Origin of the sequence: Novosphingobium sp. CCH12-A3 (genome assembly GCF_001556015.1) — a bacterium.
GTDB classification, from domain to species: Bacteria; Pseudomonadota; Alphaproteobacteria; order Sphingomonadales; family Sphingomonadaceae; genus Novosphingobium; species Novosphingobium subterraneum.
The window spans coordinates 1-5,824 of record NZ_LSIA01000008.1 but is presented as its reverse complement, the minus strand read 5'-3'; the positions used below and the strand labels follow the sequence as shown (position 1 = coordinate 5,824).

Below are 5,824 nucleotides of genomic sequence, written 5' to 3'. Positions count from 1 at the left end.
ACCCGGTCTACCCGGCACCGAAACGAACTTCGCTTTGTTCACGGACGACTAGCAGATTGCCGCCTTGGCGCACGTCCCTTGATGGGCAAGCGCAAAAGCTGCGACACAAAGTTACAACTGGCCTTGGACCTCCTCGAAATCTCCGATTCGTCGCAGTGCAAGTCCAAAATCGCCGCAAAATCACTGGTAGCGCGCGAAATTCGGTGGAAAGACGGCCGCAGGCCATGGCTTTCGCGGTTCTGCTTGCGTTAGCCGTGCCGTCCCTTTCCAGCAGAGGACATCAGGACAATGAACAACAGCGACCTCGCAGATACCATCGCAGCAAGCCACGGCCTTTCGAAGGCAGACGCCCGCAAGGTCGTCGACGGCGTGTTTGCCGCGATCGCCGACGCAGCCGCGAAGGGCGAGGAAGTCTCGCTGAACGGCTTCGGCAAGTTCAAGGTCAAGAACACCCCGGCCCGCGAAGGCCGCAACCCCTCGACCGGCGCCACCATCCAGATCGCAGCTTCCAACAAGCTGACCTTCTCGGCTGCCAAGGCGGTCAAGGACAAGCTGAACGGCTGATCCGTTCCGGACCGGCGCCCGCACTTGTGGGCGCCGGGTCCACTGAATGCACGGCGCTGCAGCCGCCGTCGGGCCGCCATCGGTCGAAAATGCTGCCGCACAGACACTTGCAGCGCCATCGGGCACTAGCTTCAAGCTCTGCTTGCCCCTGCCATCCTCGCTTCTGCGAATCAGGCACCCCCTCTTCAAAACTGCATTTCTTCCAGCCCGCCGCAAGCGGCTGCTCGATAGCGCCGCAGTCTTTCCGCAGTTCCCTTCGTTTACCACTTTAGTTAATAGCGGCGGTATCGCTGTAGTATTTTTTGAAATTAAAGTCGGCTGAAATTTTTGCTCCAATACCGCAGGAAACCGGCGGATATCCTGCTGTTTTATTGATACATTTGCTTACAGATCGGGGCACAAATCCTTAGACGATGTTATTACCCGAACGCGAAGTGCGTTAACCTTTGCTTAGGCACACACACCTAGGAACTCCCCTTGTCCGGCCAATCCGCCGGCAAAGGATTGCACAACAACGCACGCAATCCGCTTCGGGACAGCCCCGGTGGCTCCGGGGTGTTGGATAGGGGAATTGAGATGAAGAAGTTGCTTGCCAGCGCGGCAATTGCCGCCGGGCTTCTGGCCGGAGGTTCCGCCTTCGCCCAGACCGCCGCAAATACCAGCAGTGCCACTGCAACCGGGTCGGTCACCATCGTCCGCCCGCTGACGATCACCAAGAACAGCGACCTTGCCTTTGGCCGCATCGTGCGTCCGCGCACGGGCGGCACCGGTACGGTCACGCTGGCAAACACCGGCAACTCGGTTGTCGCCGCCAGCGGTGCCGTCGCACTTGCCAGCACCACCAGCCGCGCACAGTTCACTGTCGATGGCGAGGGAGGCCAATCGGTCACCACCTCGATCCCGGCGACGGTCACCCTGACCAGCGGGACCAACACCATCCCGGTAACGTTGCTGCCCGACTTCGGCAGCACGGTGACCCTCTCTGGCGCCCTGGCAGCCGCAGGATCCGCCACGCTCAACGTCGGCGGATCGTTCAGCCTGCCTGACACACAGGCTTCAGGCGCCTACACCGGCAACTTCACGGTGACTGTCACCTATCAGTGATGGAACTTCGGGGAGCGTTGCCGCATCTGCGCGGCACCTCCCCGAGGCAGACGGCAACCGTCGGCGAGAGGGGGACAAGCCATGGACGCAGGATCGAAGGTTCGCATCGGGCAAATCGCCGGAGCGCTTTTCGCCGCTTGCGCGACCATGGCCTCGCCGGCGGTTGCCCACGCTGCACCAGCACCCGCATCGGCAGAAGCAGCCGTGGTCATCCTCGAGCCGGTTGGCGCAGGGTTCTCGTTCGACATCCTGAGCGATGCCGTTTCCGCTGTGTTCCTCAATGGCGATGCGGGAGATTCGGTCTCGGTGCTGATGTCACCGCGCAAGCCAGGCAAGAAGGGCATGCCCCGTGACGCCAGCGGCGTCCTGGTCATGGCAAGCGGCGTCTACCGCATTGACCTGCTGCAACCGGCCGCATCGGACGCACGCCTGCGCGGCGCAATGCGCGGCAGTGTTTCTGAGCGCGGCAATGTTCCAGGCGACAGCTCCATCCTGTTCCTCGCACAATTCAACTGAAGGTCATCGAGCCATGAAGCGCAACCTCGTGATGATGCCAGGCCTCCTGACCTTGCTGGCGCCTGCAATGGTGGCTGCCCAGCAGGCACCGCTCCCGATCGCCGGGCCCAAGGCGCAAGACGCCCAGGTGACCGTCCCGGTCCAGGCAGCCGCAGCCAATATCAACATTACGCCACGCCGCGTGATCTTCGATTCCACCAAGCGTACCGAAGCGGTCTACGTGTTCAACCAAGGCACCACGCCGGTGACGGTTGATGTGGCGCTGGTCGACAACGCCATGCTGCCCTCTGGCGAGATCGTGCCGGTGAGCCGCCTTGCAGAGCGTGGTGCCGAAGGTCTTGGCGCGAAACTGCGCTCCGCCAAACCCTTCGTGCTTGCCGCACCCAGCCGCCTGATCCTGCCACCGGGCCAAGGCAAGACGGTTCGTGTTCGCGCCACCCTGGCCGACACCGCCACGACCGCGGAGTATCGCACGCACCTGACCGTCACCACGGTGCCCCCCGCCGATACGGGGCTGACTGCCGAACAGGCTGCTGCCGCCGAAAAGGGCGAGCTGGTTCTTCGCATTCAGTCCGTCTTCGGCATCTCGATCCCGCTGATCGTGCGGGGCGGCACGCCCGATGCAACCGGCGGAATTGGCGCAATAACGCCTTCCGCCACGCGCGATGGCCCTGCGCTTGCAGTAACCCTGCAACGCAAGGGCACGACTTCGCTTTACGGCAATCTCGAACTGCGCACGGCCAAGGAAGTGGTCGGCGTGGCGCGGGGTATTGCCGTCTACCCGGAAGCTGATGAACGCCAGGCCCTCGTGCCTTTGCTCCGCCCGCTGAAACGAGGCGAAGTGATAACCGCCACATACAGCGCCGACGACGGCAAGAAGCCGGTCGAGATCGCCAGCGGAAGCTACACCGCCCCCTGACATGACTGCGACGCTGGCCATTCTGGCCCTGGCTGCCAACAGCAGCGCGCCAGCGGGACCGGCTGCGCCCGTGCAGGCCCCCGATCCGGTGGTCGGGGCGTCTGCGTTCGGCACGACGCAGGCTGCAAACGAAGACCTCCTGCTGTTTTCCGTGCAGCTTGACGGCACCACCATCAGCGAGGCGCTGACGGCGTACGGCGACCCCACAGACCCGCTGCTGCCGCTCGGTGAACTCACCCGTCTGCTTGAACTTCCGCTCGATATCGACGTTACAAATGGGGTTGCATCGGGCCGCATCGGCGAGAGCCAGCGTCCCATCACTATCGATCTGCGGTCAGGTCAGGCCCTTATTGGCGGCAAGGTTGTCGCGCTGATTCCGCCCGACAGCTTGATCTCCGAAACCGATATCTACCTGCGGGCCTCGCTGGTGGCCAAGTTGCTGCCGCTGAAGATCACGTCGATTGCCGACGAGATGATCCTCACCCTCGAAGCCACGGAAAAGCTGCCCTTGCAGGCCCAGCGCGAACGCCTTGCCCGCATGGCAGGGCTTGCCGGGCAGCCGGAATCGCAGGACGATGCCATGCGCGTCGCAACGCCCTACCGCTGGATCGGTCCCCCCGCTTTCGATTTCACGACCGAGCTTGGCTACAACAGCGAAGGCATCAACGGCGGTGGCCGCTCTGTCACGCGCTTTGAAGGCCGTGTGGCGGGCGATCTGCTGAAAGCAGGCTTCAACGCCTGGATCGCCACCGACGACCACGGCGACCCGGTTTCGGCCCGCCTTGCCTTCACGCGCCGGTCCGAGGACGGACGACTGCTCGGCTCGCTCGGCGGCACGTCTGCCGCGCTGGGCGACGTCTTCACGCCGCCCCAGGTCGTCGGCGCACGCAGTCTTGGCGGGGCCGGTTTCACGTTCTCATCGTCGCGCATTGATGAAGCCAGCGTGTTCCAGCGCATCAACCTGCGCGGAGAACTGCCGCTGGGATATGATGCCGAGCTCTACGTCAACGATATCCTGCGATCCGCCCAGCGCGGTGCGGGCGTGCAGGGACGCTATGAGTTCAACGACATCCCGCTGGTGCGCGGCCGAAACGCCCTGCGCGTCGTGCTCTATGGCCCGCGCGGAGAACGCATCGAACGCACCCGCGTGATCAACGTGGGAGGCGGCCAGCTTGCGGCGGGCAAGACGACGGTTGATCTCGGCATCGTTTCGCAGGACCGGACCGTGATCGACCTGTCTGATGCCAACCTCAGCGGCTTTGCCAAGGGCAAGGGCGATCTGCGCGCCACTTTCAACATCGCCCACGGCATAAGCGAACACCTGACTGTCGCGGCCGGTCTTTCGCGCTTCACCGACTTGGGCGGCACTTCACACGTCATCGGTTCGATTGGCGCGCGCCATTCGCTGCTCGGCCTTGCCGTGCAGACCGACCTTGCCAGCGACTTCGCAGGCGGGCGGGCGATGTCTCTGGGCCTTGCCGCACGCATCGCCGGCGTAAGCTTCCTTGGCCGCCATGTCGAATACGGCGGGGGCTTTGCCGATGAGGCCAACACCGCTTTCGATCCGTCGCGCCCGATGCGCCGCTACAGCGAAGTCGTCTTCGACCTGGCGGTACCGCTGCCCGGCTCGCTTGGCCTGCCGGTCTCTGGGCGGTTCGACCGTGCCGAGTTCGTCGACGGCAGCCAGACCCTCTCGGCCCGGGCACGCACCACCGCGAGCGTGGGGCAGACCCTGTTCGCCATAGGCGCCGACTACAGCCACCGCACGCAGGGCAATTTCGCCGACACCCGCATCAACGCCAATCTCGGTGCGATGAGGCTGATCGACTACAAGTGGCAACTGCGCGCCACTGCCGATTTCGGGATCAAGCCAGGCACCCGGCTGGAAACGCTGGGTTTTGCCGCGGACCGGGCAATTAGCGATCGGTACAGTTTGCGCCTTGGTGCGACACGCAATTTTGCCGGGCATGATACGGCCCTGCAGGCAGGGCTGACCGCGCGCTTGCCGATGGCGACCGCGACGCTGGGCGGCGACTGGTCCACCAGCCAGAACCGCTGGCGCGTGGGCGTACAGCTCAACTTCGGGATAGCACGCGACCCGCTCAAAGGCCGCTATCGCGTGACGCCGCCGGGCCCGGCCAATGGGGCCAGCGCAGCGCTCCTGGCTTTCATCGACGCCAATGCCAACGGCCGGCGCGATGAGGGTGAGGAAGCAGTGCCCGGCGTGGTCGTGCAGGGTGGCGGACTGAAGGCCGTGACGGATGGACAGGGCCGGGCGTTCGTGACTGGCCTCGGCGATGGCAACATGACTTCACTGCGCACCGACATCTCGGGGACCGACACCGTATTTGTTTCCCCTCCGCCACAGAACATCACGTTTGCTGCGCGTTCAGGGGGAATTGCGCGGATCGACTATCCGCTTGTGCCGACGTCCGAGTTGGTCACCCGCATCCGCTTCCGTGGCCGGGACGGGGCATTGAATGGCCTTTCGGCGGTGAAAGTGCGGCTTGTTTCGCCCAAGGGCGATGTCGCATCCGGCATGACCGAATTCGATGGCACGGTCGTGTTCGACGGGGTGAAGCCAGGCAAGTACGCAATCGAGATCGACGCTGACCAGGCTGCCCGCCTCGGCATGCGGCTGAAGGAACCGATATTTGCGACAGTGGGAGCGGATGGGAGTGTCGTTGACGTCAACGGTGAAGTCGCCTTCAGCGAACACGT

The 5,824-nt window shown here is 64.0% G+C and carries 5 protein-coding genes; all 5 read left to right on the top strand.

The window, feature by feature from the left end; genetic code table 11:
- Positions 1-288 precede the first annotated feature (288 nt).
- A complete protein-coding gene (locus AX703_RS00170) occupies positions 289-564 on the top strand; it encodes an HU family DNA-binding protein (protein WP_039336287.1) in 276 nt (91 codons plus the stop codon).
- 576 nt (positions 565-1,140) lie between these two features.
- On the top strand, positions 1,141-1,668 hold the full coding sequence (locus tag AX703_RS00165; protein ID WP_062341752.1) for a DUF4402 domain-containing protein: 528 nt from the start codon (positions 1,141-1,143) through the stop codon (positions 1,666-1,668).
- Positions 1,669-1,749: 81 nt separating this feature from the next.
- Positions 1,750-2,184 carry a hypothetical protein gene (locus AX703_RS00160; protein WP_062341750.1) on the top strand — a complete coding sequence of 145 codons (435 nt, stop codon included), beginning with the start codon at positions 1,750-1,752 and terminating at the stop codon, positions 2,182-2,184.
- Positions 2,185-2,197: 13 nt separating this feature from the next.
- On the top strand, positions 2,198-3,103 hold the full coding sequence (locus AX703_RS00155; RefSeq protein WP_062341748.1) for a fimbria/pilus periplasmic chaperone: 906 nt from the start codon (positions 2,198-2,200) through the stop codon (positions 3,101-3,103).
- Between the two features lies 1 nt (position 3,104).
- On the top strand, positions 3,105-5,824 hold a 2,720-nt coding region (locus AX703_RS00150; protein WP_062341746.1), incomplete at its 3' end, for a hypothetical protein.

Excerpts from the sequence above, each read along its gene's own strand:
- AX703_RS00170 (WP_039336287.1), top strand. The coding sequence starts at position 289 with ATGAACAACAGCGACCTCGCAGATACCATCGCAGCAAGCCACGGCCTT.
- AX703_RS00165 (WP_062341752.1), top strand. The coding sequence starts at position 1,141 with ATGAAGAAGTTGCTTGCCAGCGCGGCAATTGCCGCCGGGCTTCTGGCC.
- AX703_RS00160 (WP_062341750.1), top strand. The coding sequence starts at position 1,750 with ATGGACGCAGGATCGAAGGTTCGCATCGGGCAAATCGCCGGAGCGCTT.
- AX703_RS00155 (WP_062341748.1), top strand. The coding sequence starts at position 2,198 with ATGAAGCGCAACCTCGTGATGATGCCAGGCCTCCTGACCTTGCTGGCG.